The sequence below is a fragment of the Streptomyces fulvoviolaceus genome (assembly GCF_000718165.1).
GTDB classification, from domain to species: domain Bacteria; phylum Actinomycetota; class Actinomycetes; order Streptomycetales; family Streptomycetaceae; genus Streptomyces; species Streptomyces fulvoviolaceus.
This window is the reverse complement of sequence record NZ_JOEY01000106.1, coordinates 1-16,189: the sequence shown is the minus strand read 5'-3', so window position 1 is coordinate 16,189 and position 16,189 is coordinate 1. Positions and strand designations below refer to the sequence as shown.

15 protein-coding genes and 2 pseudogenes are annotated in these 16,189 nt (G+C 68.4%); 7 read left to right on the top strand and 10 right to left on the bottom strand.

Annotated elements, in window-relative coordinates:
• Positions 1-73: 73 nt before the first annotated feature.
• Positions 74-292 (bottom strand): hypothetical protein, encoded by a 219-nt coding sequence (locus IG08_RS0151980; RefSeq protein ID WP_030621602.1) that lies wholly within the window; start codon positions 290-292, stop codon positions 74-76.
• A 396-nt stretch (positions 293-688) separates the two neighbouring features.
• On the opposite strand from IG08_RS0151980, the gene IG08_RS62205 reads away from it, so the two are divergent.
• Both IG08_RS62205 and IG08_RS62200 read left to right on the top strand, forming a co-directional pair.
• The gene (locus IG08_RS62205) at positions 689-1,276 is read left to right on the top strand and encodes a hypothetical protein (protein WP_234343222.1); all 588 of its coding nucleotides are present in this window, start codon (positions 689-691) and stop codon (positions 1,274-1,276) included.
• Positions 1,277-1,333: 57 nt separating this feature from the next.
• Complete coding sequence (locus tag IG08_RS62200; RefSeq protein ID WP_234343221.1) at positions 1,334-2,014, top strand: hypothetical protein; 681 nt, start codon at positions 1,334-1,336, stop codon at positions 2,012-2,014.
• Between the two features lie 198 nt (positions 2,015-2,212).
• Here the strand turns inward: IG08_RS62200 and IG08_RS0151970 are convergent, their stop codons facing one another.
• The gene (locus tag IG08_RS0151970; protein WP_030621599.1) at positions 2,213-3,499 is read right to left on the bottom strand and encodes a cation:proton antiporter; all 1,287 of its coding nucleotides are present in this window, start codon (positions 3,497-3,499) and stop codon (positions 2,213-2,215) included.
• Between the two features lie 115 nt (positions 3,500-3,614).
• Positions 3,615-4,172 carry a DUF1214 domain-containing protein gene (locus IG08_RS55380; RefSeq protein WP_052425324.1) on the bottom strand — a complete coding sequence of 186 codons (558 nt, stop codon included), beginning with the start codon at positions 4,170-4,172 and terminating at the stop codon, positions 3,615-3,617.
• A 517-nt stretch (positions 4,173-4,689) separates the two neighbouring features.
• Here IG08_RS55380 and IG08_RS0151960 point away from each other — a divergent pair.
• Entirely contained in the window at positions 4,690-5,031 is a 342-nt protein-coding gene (locus IG08_RS0151960) for a hypothetical protein (RefSeq protein ID WP_030621597.1), read from the top strand.
• A gap of 25 nt (positions 5,032-5,056) precedes the next feature.
• Here IG08_RS0151960 and IG08_RS0151955 read toward each other — a convergent pair whose 3' ends face one another.
• Positions 5,057-7,417, bottom strand: coding sequence for an arylsulfatase (locus IG08_RS0151955; protein WP_030621595.1), 2,361 nt, complete (start codon positions 7,415-7,417; stop codon positions 5,057-5,059).
• 226 nt (positions 7,418-7,643) lie between these two features.
• On the bottom strand, positions 7,644-8,078 hold the full coding sequence (locus IG08_RS0151950) for a DUF2550 family protein (RefSeq protein ID WP_030621592.1): 435 nt from the start codon (positions 8,076-8,078) through the stop codon (positions 7,644-7,646).
• 410 nt (positions 8,079-8,488) lie between these two features.
• Between IG08_RS0151950 and IG08_RS0151945 the strand changes: the two genes are divergently transcribed.
• The 3 genes and pseudogenes from IG08_RS0151945 to IG08_RS63335 form a co-directional block, all read left to right on the top strand.
• Positions 8,489-8,950 carry a DUF6325 family protein gene (locus IG08_RS0151945; RefSeq protein WP_030621590.1) on the top strand — a complete coding sequence of 154 codons (462 nt, stop codon included), beginning with the start codon at positions 8,489-8,491 and terminating at the stop codon, positions 8,948-8,950.
• A gap of 58 nt (positions 8,951-9,008) precedes the next feature.
• The gene (locus IG08_RS58550; protein ID WP_078656131.1) at positions 9,009-9,296 is read left to right on the top strand and encodes an SHOCT domain-containing protein; all 288 of its coding nucleotides are present in this window, start codon (positions 9,009-9,011) and stop codon (positions 9,294-9,296) included.
• 144 nt (positions 9,297-9,440) lie between these two features.
• Positions 9,441-9,716, top strand: a pseudogene (locus IG08_RS63335) (helix-turn-helix domain-containing protein); the annotation flags it as partial.
• A 102-nt stretch (positions 9,717-9,818) separates the two neighbouring features.
• On the opposite strand, the gene IG08_RS0151935 reads toward IG08_RS63335, so the two are convergent.
• The 4 genes from IG08_RS0151935 to IG08_RS0151920 are packed head-to-tail and all read right to left on the bottom strand — an operon-like array spanning position 9,819 to position 14,972.
• Positions 9,819-10,376, bottom strand: a complete 558-nt coding sequence (locus tag IG08_RS0151935; RefSeq protein ID WP_199821144.1) for a hypothetical protein — start codon at positions 10,374-10,376, stop codon at positions 9,819-9,821.
• Positions 10,373-12,592 carry a hypothetical protein gene (locus tag IG08_RS0151930; RefSeq protein WP_030621585.1) on the bottom strand — a complete coding sequence of 740 codons (2,220 nt, stop codon included), beginning with the start codon at positions 12,590-12,592 and terminating at the stop codon, positions 10,373-10,375. The genes IG08_RS0151935 and IG08_RS0151930 overlap by 4 nt, the downstream gene beginning before the upstream one ends.
• On the bottom strand, positions 12,589-14,367 hold the full coding sequence (locus IG08_RS0151925; RefSeq protein WP_030621583.1) for a hypothetical protein: 1,779 nt from the start codon (positions 14,365-14,367) through the stop codon (positions 12,589-12,591). The genes IG08_RS0151930 and IG08_RS0151925 overlap by 4 nt, the downstream gene beginning before the upstream one ends.
• Positions 14,364-14,972, bottom strand: a complete 609-nt coding sequence (locus tag IG08_RS0151920) for a hypothetical protein (RefSeq protein ID WP_052425323.1) — start codon at positions 14,970-14,972, stop codon at positions 14,364-14,366. The genes IG08_RS0151925 and IG08_RS0151920 overlap by 4 nt, the downstream gene beginning before the upstream one ends.
• Before the next feature lie 123 nt (positions 14,973-15,095).
• Here IG08_RS0151920 and IG08_RS62700 point away from each other — a divergent pair, with 123 nt between their 5' ends.
• The gene (locus IG08_RS62700) at positions 15,096-15,224 is read left to right on the top strand and encodes a hypothetical protein (protein ID WP_267965072.1); all 129 of its coding nucleotides are present in this window, start codon (positions 15,096-15,098) and stop codon (positions 15,222-15,224) included.
• A 39-nt stretch (positions 15,225-15,263) separates the two neighbouring features.
• On the opposite strand, the pseudogene IG08_RS58545 reads toward IG08_RS62700, so the two are convergent.
• Positions 15,264-15,455, bottom strand: a pseudogene (locus tag IG08_RS58545) (ATP-binding protein); the annotation flags it as partial.
• Positions 15,456-16,189: the final 734 nt, after the last annotated feature.

Genomic DNA, 16,189 nt, shown 5'->3' with positions numbered 1-16,189 from the left:
TGGTCAGGGAGCGGCCGCCTGCATCAGGTGTGCGCCCCGGGCAAACGCCCGCGCACTCCCACACGTTGATCGCCTACACCATCACGCGGGACGCCATCCATGCGCACGTTTGGAAGGGGATGTCCTCCCGGTCGGAGAACTCGAGTCGGCCAGGTTGTGTGCTCGGCACGCTCAAGACAATGGTGCCGTGCACGAACTGGCCGGGCTTGAGATCGGAGGCGTTGGCCAGGTCGTCACCGTGCTGTCCAAGATCCTCGTACTCGATCCCGACCGTGAAGTCGATGCTCTTCACTGATTCCTAATGCTGTTTGTCAAGCTGCGTGAGCGGTGGGCGGCATGACTCCCTGGGCCGTCGAGCGCACGAGAGGCCGGCTGATGCATCGCCGAGGCCCGGCCCCGCGCCTACGAAGTCCTCCCGGCCCGATCCGAGCCCTGATCCACGTCGTGATGATCAGCCTCACGACCCGCCGTTTCACCGTTGAAAGAATGCCCGCCTGGCGAGGCACCTGTTCCGCCAAACCGGGGATGGAGCACCCAGCCAAGGCTCCTGATCAGGTGCGGATGCTGGCGCGTCGATGACCGGATCCCGGCTCCCGATGGCGCACCCCAGGATGCCGCATCCATGGCGATCGGGCGGAATGGACACCAACGGCAGCCACGAAGGCCGTCTCTCAACCCTGGAGGACGGATGACCAGCCCGCTGGAACCGCCACATGATCCTGCCCAGAGGGCTTCGCCGTCAGACGGTAGGTCGCACGCGGCGGGTCCGGGCAGAATCGCGCGCAAGGTGGTCTCGGCGGTACTGATCGTCCTTGCCTGCATCCTGGTCCCCGTATCGGTACTGACCGTTTGGGTGCACGACATCGCCCTCGATACAGATCGTTATGTCGAGACGGTGGCACCGCTCGCCTCCGACCCCGCGATCGAGGAGGCCGCGCACAACCGCATCGTCCAGGCCGTCGACGTACGGGTCGACGGCAAGGCAGTCACCGCTGAGCTTGCGGCCTGGCTGCAGTCGCAGGGACTGCCACCCCGCGCCGCTGAAGCGGTGAGAGGTCTGGCGCCCCAGTTGGACGCGGCAGTGACCGGCGCCGCGGACAAGGTGGCGACGCGGTTCGTCGAGAGCGACAGGTTCGAGAAGGTGTGGACCGCCGCAAACCGCGGTGCCCATACGGCTGTGGTACACGCCTTGACCGGGGAAGGTCGTGGGGCGGTCGACGTCGAGGAAGGCACCGTGACCCTCGACGTTGGCGCCGCTGTCGACCGGGTCAAGTAAGAACTCGTCGACGCCGGTGCGACGCCGGCCGAGAAGATCCCAGACGTCGACAAGCAGATGGTGCTCTTCCAGTCCGACGAGCTGGAGCGGATGCAAGGCGCGGTGCACACCCTCGACGTGGTTGGCACCTGGATGCCGGTGCTGACCGTGTTGATCGGGGCAGCGGGCGTCTTTCTCGCCTATCGGCGCAGACGGGCCTTGGCCAAGACCGCCCTGGGCGCCGCGCTCGCCTGTCTGATTGTCGCCATCGGCCTTGTCGTCGCCCGCCGCTACTACCTGGACCATCTGCCCCCACAAGTGCAGTCGGAAGCGGCTGCGGCAGCGATCTTCGACCAGCTCCTGCACTTCCTGCGGATCACTTTGCGCACTGTGGTCGTCCTTGGTGTGATCGTCGCCCTCGGTGCCTACCTCGTGGGGCCGGGCGGCGGGGCGCGGTCCGTGCGGGCCACCTCTGAGCGCACAGCCGACTCCGCCGCCCGATGGGCGGACACCCACGGCATCCACACCGGTCGTGTGGGGACGTGGACCGGGGACTACCGGGGATGGCTCACGATCGGCGTGCTGCTGCTGCTCGCCCTGTTGTTCGCGCTGTGGAACCACCCCACGGTCCTGACAGTGCTGCTGCTGGTCCTCATTCTCCTGGCGGCGCTGGCGTTGATCGCCCTGGTGGCGGCGACCGGCCGCAGGACACAGGCCGCGAAGCCCTCGGCACCCGCAGGCCCCGCTGCCGGCCGTTGAACGCATCCGGGTCATCAGGGGCTGTGCGTTCGTTTCCTGCAGGGACGCGCTACGCACGGCGGTGTTGTTGATGAGCTGCGTGGCGCCAGTCAGGTGCAGCCCTGCTGGGGAAGATCTGGTCTCAGCAGGGCGCCAGTGCTCCGCAAGGCGTGAAGGCCGCCTCGAAGTCGATGCAGGAAGTGCCGGCCGCTGACTCCATCAGCTTGGGCCGTTGCTGTCGTGTGCGAGTGAGTTCTCCCGCATGTTCGGTTCCGCCCGGAGTGTTCTGGTGAACCATGCGCCGTAGCGGTTTCCCAGGAAGGGAGCCGAGGCTCCATGGAGGATGATGCTCAGGCCGACGGTCACGGCGATGACCTGGCTCAGCAGGGTTCCCCCGGGTAGGTGTTCTTCCAGGGCGAGCAGGCCGAACACGAGGGAGGCGAGCCCGCGCGGACCGAACCAGCCGATGTAGGCCACGGAGGTGGGGCGCAGCCCCGTGCCGATCAGCGCGAAAGCGACCGGCAGCATCCGCAGGACGGTAAGGCTGAGCAGTGCGTAGACGACCATCCGCCAGGTCACGTGCTGGAGGGCCGGTCCCAGCATGACCGCGCCGAAGACGAGGAAGCTCAGCGAGGCGAGCAGGAGGCCGAGTCGTTCGGTGAAACTCGTGCTCTGCGCGGGATCCGAGTCCTGGGGACGGATGCCCTGGTCGGCGGGTGTCCGGCGCAGGTGGATGCCGAAGGCCAGGCCGGCCGCCCAGGCGCCGATGAAGCCGCTTCCCTCGCCCATGACGCACAGCGCGTAGGCGACGGCCGGAATCGCGAGAACCAGGAACTGGCGCCAGTCGGAGATGCTCCACCCTCGGGAGAGCGACCAGCGCAGCAGACTCGCCCCGGCCCAGCCGGCCGCGATTCCGATCGCGCTGCTCAGCAGCAGCGCGCGCAGGAACGTCTCGGCCACGCCCGGATGGCCATGGCCCTCACCCGCCGCCGCGAGTGCCAGCACGAAGAACGGAAGCGCCAGACCGTCGTTCAGACCGGATTCGACGGACAAGCCGCCGCGGACCAGAGGCGGCACCTGCTTGTTGGAGAACGCCTGCTGCCCGAGCGCGGCGTCGGTGGGCGCCAGGATGATGGCGGCCAGGGCCAGCTCCCACACACCCAGGCCGGGCAGCAGGGGCCATGCCACCAGCCACCCCAGAGCCATCGTGGCCGGCAGTCCCACGGCGAGCAGCCGCAGTGGCAGGAACTCCTCCCGGCGCAGGTCCCGGGCCCTGATCCTTGCCGCGTCCGCGAACAGCAGGAGCACCAGTGCGCTCTCCAGCAGCGTCCGCGTGACCTCGGGATCCTTCGCGCGGTCCAACAGATCCAGGCCCAGCGGGCCGATCGCCAGACCGAACAGCATGAACACCAACGGTCCCGAGAGCGCCGTGGTCGACAGGCGCCGCGAGACCGCTCCGTAGCCGACGACCACAGCGCCGGCGACCACGACGGCCCAGCCGCTCATCCGCACTCCTCAGTCCTCACTGGAGTGGCTGCGCCACGGGCAGCGGGACAAGTTTCCCGGGCAGGCCATCCCGCCTTACGCAGAGGCAGGAAGCCTGACCTTACGTCGCTGCCGGTCAGGCGCCGGGAACATTGCTCCGAACGCGCCCAGCCCGGGCCCGGTCGGCCCAACGAAAGGCGACCACACCGAGGTGAACGGGGGAAGCGAGCGCCGCAGCGCCGAGCCTCGCCACATGCCGGAGATCGACTGTCGGAGTTTTTGAGCTGACGGGTTCCACGGACGGGAAGGTCCAGGTGCCGTCGGGGATCTCGGGCCGTGGCCGGTAGAGCCGGACCGTGTAATTCCAGCCGTCCATGAGATGCAGGCAGTTGGGCCGGTCCTCGGCGCAGCCTCCGAGGTTGATGACGACCGAGCCGTCCGCCTCATTCTGGGCGTTGAACTGGTTGAGGACGTAGCCGCCCTCGCTGTCCTCGAAGAAGCCCTCGGCGTTGTAGAGCGAGATCGACCAGAACCCGTCGACGGGCACGTCGCCGACCACGATCCGGTACTCCCCGACGGGCAGGCCCGGCTCGACCATCACGTAGAACGCCTCTTCTTCGGGGAGGCCGCCCCAGCCCACCGCCGGACCGATGAGGTGCCGAACGGGATCGACCGCATCACGCCGCCCGAACATCCGCTCGGTTCCGGGCAGGGTCCGGCGAGCACAACGAGAGCGTTCCGTACGGTGTTGAGCGACTCCTCGTCGTAGTCGGGCAGGACCAGCGGCTCAGCCGACCCGACGGAGAGCCTCAAGCCGTCCTGCACGGCGTTCGCCTCGGCTACGTCTTCGGGGTCCGCAGGATCGGCGAGGACACGCATCGCGAGGGCTACGTAGCGAGTGCCCGGGTGAGGGGCGGGCAAGGCTGGCTCTCCGGAGGCACAGGGAACGTGGCACGGTTCGTGATCGCCTGTGAGCCGGCCGGCCGGCCGGCTCTGGCGGATCCCTGAGGACGCGGGTACTTGCCGACGATCGGCGCCCGGTGTCGTGGCGCCGACGGTGCTTGCGCGCTTCTCTTCGCGTTGGAGTCCCGGTCGTGATCCGGGAGTCTTCTTCTGCCCGCCCCGCTTCGATGAAGGCCCTGCTCACGTGGGTCGGCACCGTGTGACAATCGGAGTCGACCGGTGTCTTGTGCACAAGTGAGGTGGTCTCGATGGCGGTGATGGTACCGGTGGGCGATGCCCGGGTCGTCGCGGTGCGTGCCGCGTTGGAACCGTTCGCTTGGCAGTCGTTCACGGCCGAGCTGGTCTGCCGCCGTGCGGTGGCCGCCATGGACGGTGGGCAGGCACTTCCCCGCCCCCGTGGCCCGAGGAACGGGCTGAGCCTGCAGAACGAGTGCGCCGAGGCGCTGGTGGAGGTTCTGAGGGCCTGCCGGTGGCGGTCGCTCACCGTCGACGGTCTGAGCCGGCTGCTGGTGGGCGCCGCAGAAGCATGGCGTCAGGAGCGGGCCTGGTTCGACATCCGGCTGGGCCTGCTGCTGGACGGCATCGGCTGACCAGCAGCAGGCCCGACCGGGGCCCTTACTGCCGGGCCATGTGCATGCGCATCTCGCTCGGGGCGTCGACGATCAGGTCGCCGGACAGGTCGACGGTCACGCTGTGGAGGGTGCCGGTGAACCGGAACGGTGCCCGGTAGTCGGAGGTGACGGCCGAGCCGGGGTTCGCGCTGCAGCACATGCCTCCGGGGTTGAAGGCGACCGGGGTCGTGAACGGCATGTCGAGCTCGCCTACCAGGCGGTCGTCGACGTACAGCTGGGCGCGCCCGGGGGATCCCTTTCCTGCCGCGATGTCCGGACCGCCGGTGGGCTCGAACTCGAAGCGCAGTGTGTGACGGCCTTCGGGGACATCCTCGTCCGACGTCACGTGGTGCAGCGTCCGGTGGACATAGTTGTGGGCGTAGTGCAGACGGTTGTCCTTGACGTAGAAGGACCAGCCTCCGGCGTTGGTGCCCTGGCACAGCAGCACGCCTTCGGCGCCGCCCGGCGGGATCTCCACGTCGGCGGTGATGCTGTGCGGACGGTTGAGGACGCGAGGCGCGACGGCGGCCGGCAGGACCTGAGTGTCGGGACGCAAGGTGTAGCTGGTCCGGGCCTGGGTGATCTGCGGACGCTCGAGCATCATGCGCTCAAGGGCGCTGCCGTCGATCGGCAGCACGTTGTACTTGCCTGCCTCGACGTACCACAGCGCGATCATCTCGATCAGCTTGCCGCGGTGTTCCTGGGCGAGGTCGCGGGTCTCGGCGACGTCCTCGTCGACGTGGTAGAGCTCCCAGTGGTGGGCGTCCAGGTCGTCCAGGTCCGTCATGGTGATGGGGGCGCCGAACGGCTTGGCGGCCTCGACGAACGAGGGGCCGGGCCAGGGGCAGACCGCGCGCCAGCCGTTGTGATCGATCGCCCGGTGCCCGAACATCTCGTAGTACTGAGTGCGGTGACGGGTCGGCGCGGCGTCGTCGTCGAAGGTGTGCGCGAAGCTGACCCCGTGCAGGGGTGACTGGGTGACGCCCCGGATGGTGGCGGGCGGCTCGACGCCCAGCACGTCGAGGACGGTCGGCACCATGTCGATGATGTGCGCGAACTGGTCGCGGATCTCGCCGCGGGCCTGGATGCCCGCCGGCCAGTGGACCAGGAACGGGTCGCTGACGCCGCCCCGGTAGGTCTCCCGCTTCCACCGCCGGAACGGCGTGTTGCCGGCGGAGGTCCAGCCCCACGGGTAGTGGTTGAACGTCTCAGGGCCGCCGATCTCCTCGATCCGCGCCAGACTCTCCTCCAGAGACTCGGGCGCGTTGTTGAAGAACTGCAGCTCGTTGGTCGTCCCGGTCGCCCCGCCCTCGGCGCTGGCGCCGTTGTCGGAGACCACCATGACCAGCGTGTTGTCGAGTTCGCCGATCTCCTTCAGGAAGGCCATCAGCCGTCCGATGTGGTGGTCGGTGTGGGAGAGGAACCCGGCGTAGACCTCCATCATCCGCGCCGCGAGGCGGCGGGCGTCCGGCGACAGGGACTCCCAGACAGGCACGTCCGGGTCGGGCGGGGAGATCTGTGCGTCCTGCGGCACGATGCCGAGTTGCTTCTGCCGGTCGAAGGTGCGCTCGCGGTAGGCCTCCCAGCCGTCGTCGAACTGCCCCCGGTAGCGGTCTGCCCACTCCTTGGGCACATGGTGCGGGGCGTGCGTCGCGCCCGTGCAGAAGTGCAGGTAGAACGGCTTGTCCGGGGCGACTTGCTTGGCATCGGTGATGAACGACATGGCCCGATCGGTCAGGTCCTCGGTGAGGTGATAGCCCTCCTCCGGCGTCGACGGCTGCTCGACCTGGTGGTTGTCGTACACCAGATCCGGATACCACTGGCTGGTGTCGCCGCCCAGGAAGCCGTAGAACCGCTCGAAGCCCCGGCCCAGCGGCCACCGGTCGTACGGTCCCGCGGCCGACTCCTGCTCCGAGGGCATCAGGTGCCACTTGCCGACCATGTACGTGTTGTAGCCGTGCTGGAGCAGCATCTCGGACAGCATCCCGTTCTCGAACGGGATCTGACCGTTGTAGCCGGGATACCCGGTGGCGAGCTCGGTGATCGAGGCCATCCCGTTGGCGTGGTGGTTGCGGCCGGTCACGACGCAGGAGCGTGATGGCGAGCACAGGGCGGTGGTGTGCATGTTGCTGTACAGCAGCCCGCCCGCCGCCAGGGCGTCCAGGCTGGGCGTCTCGATCGGGCTGCCGTAGCAGCCCAGCTGCCCGAACCCGGTGTCGTCCAGCACGACCATCAGCACGTTCGGCGCACCCGGCACCGCCCGCACCGGCTGTGGCCATGCGGGGGTCGACTCGTCCGTGGTTCGCCCGACGACTCCGGGGAAAGCCCGTCCCGGCTTGTACTCGCTCCAGGATGTCTGCGACATGCCCGGTCTCCGTTCCACCGGCGCGCGCGTTACTCGTTCCGGCCGGCCCTTGGGTTTTCAACGTGATGAGGGCATCGTGAATTCGTCAGCCGGGCTTTTCGTCTCTCCGGCTCTTCCACGAAGCGTGTGCGCACTGCGGCACAGCGGGGACCTGCCCGGCTGTTCGAATGCCTCTGTTCCACGCTAGGCCGCAAGGACCCACGCCGCCATCCAGAGAGCCCCTGCCTTACGGCGGCGCTGTGTCTCCACGGGGCCCGGTGAAGGGACCATGCGCTTGGCGACGCTCATTGGCCGAGCTCAGCAGTTCGAGCCGGGCTCCGTTCTCCGCAGCGATGGAGAGCATCACGAGATCCTTCCCCAGACGCTTCACCTCTCCCGATTCAGCCACGCGGTCCGGCCCGGCCAGGGAATCCGCCGGGACGAATTCGCTGCGAAACAGCAACGGCGCCCTGTACCAGACCAGGATGTCGCGGATCCACTGTCCGTAGCCACGCCGCCACTTCACAGAAAGGCCCGGGACGTCGCCTTGGACGACTCGGATTGCGCCCTTGAAAGCTCCGGTCTGACGCCTGACCCACCGTCGTCTCAGCAATACGGCGATCCGGAAGGCGAGGATCACGATCAGATCGACGCCCAGGACGGCGAGTAGCGCAACCAGCATGGCCAAAGTATCTCTCGGCGACAGCCGCGCTGCTCGCTGGATGGCGTATGGGCGACCTCGAATGCCCAGGCCTGACGACGCCGGGACGATGGAACCAGCCGTAGCAGTCGTGGCATCAACTCACATGTCAGACCTGCCTGGTTCGTGGACAGCCGTTGCACTGTGTCGCCATAGGTGTTCGGCTGGTATCAGTACTGAAAGGAGAGAGTTGGCGGGCCGTAAAAGGTTCTTTGCGGGTTCAACGGTTGACTTTCCATAAGCTGATCCGGCGTCCGCAGCTTCCTCCCGTGACATGCGCAGCGTTCTGGCCAATGTTGCAATGGGAGTATGAAGTTGGGGCGACCACGCCCGGCGAGGTCCGGTGTGGACAGCTTGGTCGCGGCTGCGTCCCATCCCTGTGAGGAGCGGTCATGAGCGACGATTTCGAAACCATGGGACCGGTCGACTTCCTGGTCATCGAGTTCCCGGGAAACCGCATGACGGGTGAGGGATTCCCCTTGCTTCTCGACCTGGTAGACAGAGGAATCATTCGCATTCTGGACCTTCTGTTCGTCCGGAAGGACACCGACGGAAGCGTCGGCGGTCTGGAACTGAAGGATCTGGACGCTGATGGTGAACTCGACCTGACCGTGTTCGAGGGAGCCTCATCAGGACTCCTGGGCCAGGACGACATCGAAGAGGCGGGGACGGCCCTTGAGCCGGGGAACTCGGCCGGCATCCTGGTGTACGAGAACCTCTGGGCCGCTCCTCTCGCACAGGCACTGCGGCGCGGAGGAGCGCAACTCGTGGCAAGCGGGCGCATCCCGGTGCAAGCCCTTCTGGCCTCTCTCGACGCCGCGGAGACCGCAGAGGGCGATGCAGCCGCCGTCTGACCCCGCGAACGCATCAGGCAGACCTGATCCACTCGACATCAGCCAAAGGAGCACTGACATGCCAGGACTTCTCCGAGGGGTAGCGCGCACGGCGGTGGTCGCCGGGACGGCTACCGCGGTCTCCAACAGAGTTTCGCGGCGCCAGGCCGGCCGTTGGGCCCAACAGGAACCAGCGGCAGCCGAGCAGAGCGCGCCGCCACCGGCCGCAGCACCGGCAGCGGCACCGGCCGCACCGGACATGGAGAGCAAGATCGCTCTACTCAAGGATCTCGGACGGCTAAAGGAGCAAGGTGTCCTGACCGAGGAAGAGTTCGCGGCTCAGAAGAGCAGGATTCTCGCTTCGTGACCAGCTGCTGAGGTCGGGACGTCATCGATTTCCGGAGAAGGTGGCCAGCCGCTGCCTGACAGCGTGCGGGGCCGCGAACGATCAGGGTTACTGATCCCTCTCTTGTCGGACGTGGTGACGTGTGGTGGTCCCTGCGGTAGGCCGGTGGTAAGTAAGCAGTACGCCCAGAATGGTGGACTGACCGCAGAGCGGCGGCGGTTTCGGGAGCGGATCCGTTATGAGGCGGGCGAGCGGTTCGTTCGTGGTGAGAGAACTGCAGTGATCGCGAAGGATCTGCGGGTCAGTGAGCGGTCGGTGGAACGCTGGCGCCGTGCCTGGCAGGGCGGGATGGACGCGCTCGCCTGCGCGGGGCCGCCGGAACTGCCCAAGCCGTCCGACGAGCAGTTCATCGATCTGAAGCAAGAGTTGGCGCTGGGGCCGTGCGGCAGCGTGAGATCGGAAAAAGCTCAATTGAGGTCACAACCGCCGTCCGTCTTGCCGGAGTCTTACCGCACGGAATCGGCGCCCCTGTTGTGATCACGGTCAGCGAGTCGAGGGCCGGTGTTGGACGGGCAGCACTCGAACGACGCCGTCGCTACTGGCTGCCTCGCGCAGTTGCTGGTTGTCGACCTCCAGGACGTGGACAACCCGCACCAGCTGCTGGACGTCCGTGCGCAGCCGGTCGCGCTCGGTACGCAGGCGGGTGATCTTCTGCTGCAGCTCGTCGTTGCTCCGCTTCATGCCCTCGACGACCCTCGACCGCGTGTCTTGCATCCGCACGAGGGCGTAGAACAGGTCTTTCAGGCCGGTGTGCTTGTGGGTGAGCTTGTTGCGTTTGAGGCCCGCCTCCTGGGCGAGGGATTTGATCGTCAGCTGGCCGTCCGAGCGCAGAGGAGTGCCCACCAGCAGACGGATCACCGCGTCGGTGATCGCCTCAATCTCGGCGGTATCGCCGGGGCGCGACGGACTTGCTGCCGCGGCAGCCGTCGCAAGCACGCGGCCCACTGTCTCGGCAATGCCCGCAGCGGCCGGCGCCGCGAGGGCATCCGTGTCACCGGCGTATTCACTCAAGGTCGGGCACTCGTCCTGAGTTGTCGTCATCTGCCGTCCTCGCCGGCCGGCCGTCCGGTTGCGGCCCCATGCGCCTGAATGATCTTCTCTCGGCTCGCGCGGCAGAGCTCAAGTCGGCGCCGTAGCGGGTGGGGCAGGTGCGGGTCGGCAGAGTCGGTGTCGATCTGGGCGAGTTGCTCGCGGGCCCGCTGCATGTGGGTGTCGGTGCGGGAGATGTTCGCGCAGGCCGGGTTGCAGCGGTTCGAGTTCGGGGTGCGCAGGGACGGCTTCGTGCCCTTGGCCAGGTCGGGATCGCACAGCGCCTTGTAGGGATCGAGGTTGCAGCTCAGCAGTGCTTGCGGGTCCTCGAAGATCTGCAGCCGAGGGTTGTTCCGCAGCGCCTTCATCTGGCCCTTGGTGGCGAATCCGCCCGCGTAGCGGGCGCTGAACTCCTCCGCGGCGGCGATGTAGCGGCCGGCGGCCGGCCCGCTGACCGCCTCTCCAGCGGACAGCCGGTCGCTGGCCTCAGCCAGCGCGTCCGCAAGGGCCAGGGTCTTCTCGAAGTCGAGGATCTCCAGCATGTCGGCCTTGGTGCGCCCGCCGTACGAGTCGGCAAGGGAGCTTCCGACATGTCCGTACTGCAGGCCGAGGGCGATGCGCCCGCCGGGACGGCGGTAGATGAACCAGGCCACGGTGCGACGCAGGCGGCGCAGTGTGATCGGTCCGTGAGGATCGGCCGTGATCAGCTCGTGCGGGCGGTCGAGCCGGGTGGCCGTCGCGTTCGCCCAGTCGATGAACGCCTTGATGCGCCTGATAAACCGGTTCGGGTTCAGCCCCTCCGCGCGAATCTCGGCCGGGGCGGGCTCGAGGGTGCGGACAGTCATCGATCGGGGGAAGAGCAGGCGCGCGTCGTGGAGTTGCTCCAAGACCTTCACGGCGCGGTCGACGAGTTCGATGACCGTCCAGGGCTCGGGGCGGACCTCGCCTTGGGGCAGGGTATTGCCGTCTTCATCGGTGACGCCCTTGAAGTGCCGTCCGGTGATGCGGTACCGGACGGTGCCGTCCTCGCGCTCCTCCTGGCTGGAACAGCCGCGTTCGAGATGGAGGACTTCCTCGGGACGCATCCCCGACAGGTAGCCGATGGTCAGCAGCGCGGCAGCCATCAGATGGCCCGCGAGCGACTGGGCCTCGGTGAAGTCGATGGCCTTCGCCCAGACCTCGCCGTCTATCCGGCCGGTCACGTCGACCGCGAGGGCCGCCCCATCGGCGACGGGCAGGCCGCCGAAGTCCGGGCCCAGCTCGAGCAGGCCCATCTCGACCTGGTGGCGGGTCACGCCCAACTGCCCGGCGAGGAAGGAGATATTGATTAGCGGCCGCTCGTCCGCCGCGCCGGCCCGCCAGTGGGTCCCCAGGCGCTGGCCGGTCTGGCCGATGTATGCCGGGAGCGTTCCGCCGCTCGCCCTCAGGTGCTGCAGGTGGGCGCGGACGAGCCTCAGCCCGTCTGCGGGTGCGGCGTTGCTGGGGCGGATATTCAACTTGAGCTGGCGCCAGGACCGATGGGCGTCGATGATGTCCGGCGCGAGGTCGAGGACGCATCGCAGCGCCCAGACCAGCAGGGACGACATGGTGCCCGGGTGGATGACGACCTCCTTGTTCTCGCCTCTGTCCCGGCTGAAGTCGTCACCGAGGAAGTCGACGATGGCCGCGCCCGGGTCCTCCCACGGGGGCATCACCAGTCGGTCCTCGGGCAGCAGGTGCGGCGCGTACGCCCACACGCGGGTCAGGGCGAACAGCTGCCTCTCTTCGTGCACGCCGGTGGAGCCCTTCTGGCTCAGGTATGCGCCGTACTGCGACAGCCTCTCCTGGTCGACGTCGGGGAGCCGCGTGACGCCCCTGGCTTCGAGCCAGCGGGCGAACTTCCGGAAACCGGTCAACGCGGTCATCACCGTGCTGGCCGAGACCACCGACCGCGATCTGGCGCCGAGCCGGGCGTGCAGCACATCGGGGGTAGGGATGTTGATCAGTGCCCAGGCGATACGCATGAACGAGCCCCGCAGCGAGGCGGGGAAGTTGGACCACAAGAACGCCTTGGTGCTGGCAGTGTCCGTGTGCTGCAGGTGGGCCAACTCCCACCGCAGGTCGCCGAAGCGGGAGACGGCGTCCTCCCGCACCCCGGGCCGCCGCCGGTGCGCCGGCACCACCGGGACATCGGGGCCCGGGTCGACGAGCGGGATGTCAGCGCCGACGGTGGCGTCGAGGGTGCTCACGAATCGAGGCTCCTTTCCAGCAGACGGTCGATGAGATCCCGCTCGGTCCCGGTGAGCCGCGCCAGCAGCGCTGGGTGCTGGCGCGGATCGGTGTGCTGATCGAGTAGGTCGCTCACGCGCCGGTGGTGGGCTTCCCAGTCCGTCTTCCACACGGCGGCCGACGCCACGGACCGCAGGGACTCAAGGGCCTGGAGCAGGTAGACGATCCGCGGCAGGTGGCGCGCGGTCGCCAAAGCGTTGGGGCACGCGAAGCACAACAGGAAGGACACACGGCACAGACTCCCGCCGCTGAGCGGGCTGTGCTCGACGTCCTCGCACGCACCCACCGCCGTATCCAGGCGCCCGGCTACCACTTGGCGGGCAACGTCCAGCGGCAGACTGGCCCGCTCGGCGATGACCCCCGCATCGTCCTGCCCGTCCCTCTGTCGCGCGGTGATCACGCGCATCCGCACCGTGGCGCGGGCGTGCCGCACCGCATCCTCGAGCCCGGCGGCCACCACTTCCCGGGAATCTGCGATGACCTGCTCATCCCGGCGCAGGTAGTGCTGGTCCTGAACCGCACTGGTGTTGTGGCGCGGCCTGCCGTGCAGGACCTGGGCGGTGTGCCGCAGCAGCCGGCCATTCAGGCCCATGGGCAGATCGGGGAGCTCGCGCGCCCAGGCGTCGATGGCGTTGCGCAGGCCGACCGTGGCGTTGCTGAACATCGGATGCCGCGCACCGCGGGACCACAGCAGCAGGTCGCTGGGCCGGCCGAGCAGGGCCAGGGTCCGCCGGGCCTGCTCGGTCATGGAGATGATCTGCCGCATGGCCTCACCCGTGGAATCCTCGCCCGCGTCGACCAGGTTGCTGCTGGAGTGACGCCGGCGCGCGCGCCGCGGTTTGTCGGTGTCCACCCGGTGGACGGCCGGGTGCGCGTCGTGGCCGTCGGCGTTCGGCCACTGGCTCGGCACCGTCAGCTTCTCCAGGACCGACAGGTTCCAGCCCTCGTGGCAGATCAGAAGGACGGCGGCCGCGGCCTTCTCGCTCACCGACGGAAACAACCGGGTGACGGCCAGCTGCAGACTCCAGGCGCCCAGTCGGCAGCGGCATTCCACCTTCGCCCAGTTGCGGACGAACCCGCTCTGGACCCGCGGCAGGTCCCCGGTCCGGGCGAGGTGATCGAGCAACTCGCCCCACCGGGCATCCGGACGTCCGTCGAGTTCCCCGGCCCGCCAGCGCTCCAGCAGCGCATGGTTGCCGCTGATCCGCCGCTCGGCGCGGCGCACTGTGTGCGCGGCCGCGCTGCGCACCCCCTTCATCTCGGCGCTCGACAGACTCTTCTTCGGCCGGGCCCCCACTTGCCGGCGGCGCTTGGACATCTGGGCCACCACCGCCTGCGGCACACCCGGCACCTGCTGCAGCAGCACGCCCACGTGCTTCGCCCGGATGTACCCGCCCGGCGCCTCCGCCCAGGCCTTCCACACCTCGGGCGTGAGCTCGGACAGCGAGCCCACCGGCGGCTCGACGGCGGCCATGGACCGCAGAAAGTGCCGCACGCTGCGGTCATAGCTGGTGCAGCTCTGCGCACTGTCCCAGTGAGCCTTCGCCCGCCGGGAGAACGCGCCCGCCACCTCGCGCCGCAGCGTCTGCGACCCCGGCAGCACGGAGTAGTCGTACGTGCCCAGGTCCTCGCCACCCTGTCCCACCGGGCGCACCACCAGCCCGGACGCGTCCACGATCTCGCGCCGCCGATAGCCGGAGGGCGGCAGCGGCGCCCGTCTCCCCGTCGGGCTCACGCGACATCCAAGATCAGACCAGTGCGGCGCGCCAGGTCGGCGAACAGCTCGCTGTTGGAGGGGTTGTCCTCATCGTTGAGCAGACTATCGATCTGCAGCCCGCGCACCGGCTCCAGATAGATCTCCCGCGTGGTCACCTCCGACCGGTGGCCCAGCAGATCCTTGACCATCGTCCACACCGTGCCGTAGGCACCCTCGTAATCCCTGCGCTGCGCCGCCGTCAGCCCGAGCCGGCGGTCCAACGCGTGGTGCAGCGAGACTAAGACCCGCAAGGCCATGCTGTGGCGCAGCATCTTCGGCGTCGCGTACACCTTCAACCCGGCGCGCTCGCAGCGCTCACTGGCCCGCTCGAAGACCTTCGTCCAACTCTTGTACGCCATCGGCATCCCGGTCTCGGTCAGCCACAGCATCGCTGGCTCCAGGCCCTCGTCACCCTCGACAAACATCCGAATGCGCTGCCGGGCCGTCAGCTCGTCGACGTGCGCCTCGAACGTCCGGCCGTCCTGAGCCGTCCACCTCGCCCGGCGATCGCGGGTGATCTCCCGCAGCGGCAGCCGGTCCGCGACCCGGTCATAGCGGCCCCGGCGTCTGGCCCGGCGCACCACCGCGTCCCGCCTACCCAGCCGGTACAGCTCCGCCTGCTGTGCAGGCCGGCGTGGCTGACGTAGTAGAAGCGCCCGGCCCGCTTAGCCACCGCCTTGCCCACCCACCCCGAGTAGTACCGCATCGTGAAGGTCCTCCATGACCCGGTGGAGCTCACCGGGGAACTCGCCGCGTTGGGGTGGTCGGCCGGCATCCGGCTGCGGGAGGAGTTCATCATCGGCATCGCCGAACCACGTTCCGTGCCCGTCACCTAGCGTGCTCAGCCACCTCGCTTGAACTGGTGTCGTGATCGTCTGCTTTGCTCCGTCGTTCTTCCGCGCCTTGGTGCGGGCCAGGCGATAGGACTCGGTTCCGGTCTCGATGATGGTGGCGTTGAAGGTGAGGCGGTCCACGATCGCCGCGCAGAGCCGTGGGTCGGTGAGGGTCCTGCTCCAGCCAGTGAACGCCTCGTTGGAGGCGATCGCGTTACTGCTCCGGTTGCGGCGGAGCCGCGGTCTACCGAGACCAGCAGCTGGGTGCGGCCATAGTGGTCGGCCTCACCGTGGTGACCGTCTTCTTGCTCCTCATGGACAAGGCCCCGTCCGCCGCCATGCCGCAGGCAGTGGCCCCATCGGCACCCACGTCGACACTCATGCCGACGCCGGCGCCGCCCTCTCAGTCGGGATCGCCCACTCCGTAGGAGACCCCGCGCACCGGGCAGGGTGTGACCAACGGTCATGTTGGTCACACCCTGCCCGGTGCGGACGACCAACATCGACCCGCCGCCGACCATCACGGTGGCCCGGCCACGTAGCCCTCACGGGCTCGGCTGACCAGTCCGCCACCCACTGGACACCCTTCCTAGACGCCCCCAGCAGTACCGCGAGAGTCGTACAAGCGGCGTTCGGGAACCGATCGGTTCTTGGACGAGGCCACCGCAGCAGGGTGTGCAGCAGGGCGACGACCGCCAGGTCAACGAGGAGCACGGCCCCGACAGCCGGGTTCAGGAAGGGCGACGTACGCACCGCCTGCGCCCGCCAGCAGCAGCCTCGAGACCGGTCACATGAAGCCCCCAGAGGTAGGTGAGACGCGGGCCGTTCACGCCGGGACCGCAACTCTGTGAGGCAGCGGCGACCAGCAGTTACAGCGCGGGAAGGGGGTCGGGTTGGTTGTCGGTGCCGAGGAGGAGTACGTGGTGCCCGACGGCCTCGGCGACGCCGTCCATGACCTTTTCGATGTT